This window comes from Bacillus sp. AFS098217 (assembly GCF_002551815.1).
In the GTDB taxonomy this organism is placed as follows: domain Bacteria; phylum Bacillota; class Bacilli; order Bacillales; family Bacillaceae_G; genus Bacillus_A.
This window is the reverse complement of sequence record NZ_NVPR01000152.1, coordinates 1-602: the sequence shown is the minus strand read 5'-3', so window position 1 is coordinate 602 and position 602 is coordinate 1. Positions and strand designations below refer to the sequence as shown.

Sequence of the window (602 nt, the reverse complement as noted above, 5' to 3'; positions counted from 1 at the left end):
CAAATTACAATGGCGATGGAGCAAGTTTCAAGTGGAGCAACAGTACAAACATCAAGTGTAGAAAATGGAGCAATGTTACTTCATAATGTAACAGAGGGAATTCAGCATGTAGCAAACAGTTCCTCTTCAATTGCCAATGCATCTACATATACACGTGAAAAAGCAGAAGATGGTGGGGAACTTGTCGGGAAAACAGTGAATCAAATGCATTCGATTGCAGAGTCTGTTTCACAGTCAGATGCTGTAATTCAAGCATTAAATGATAAATCGAAGCAAATTGGTGATATTTTAGAAGCGATTCAAAATATTGCAGATCAAACAAATTTACTTGCATTAAATGCTGCAATTGAAGCCGCACGAGCAGGTGAGCATGGTAGAGGGTTTGCGATTGTTGCTGATGAAGTACGAAAACTAGCAGAGCAATCTAGCGTATCATCAAGTGAGATTGGGAAATTAATAGGTGAAATACAAGAAGATATGGGCAAGACAGTAAAGTCTATGAGTAATGTGAATGAAGAAGTTCAATCTGGCCTTGTAATAGCGAATGAAACGAAACAGAATTTTGCAGAAATATTGCATTCTACAAATGAAATTGCTACGCA

General features: G+C 37.7%; 1 protein-coding gene. It reads left to right on the top strand.

What is annotated here, in order from left to right:
* The coding region (locus COO03_RS23935; RefSeq protein WP_142316278.1) for a methyl-accepting chemotaxis protein at positions 1-602 on the top strand (602 nt) is incomplete at both ends.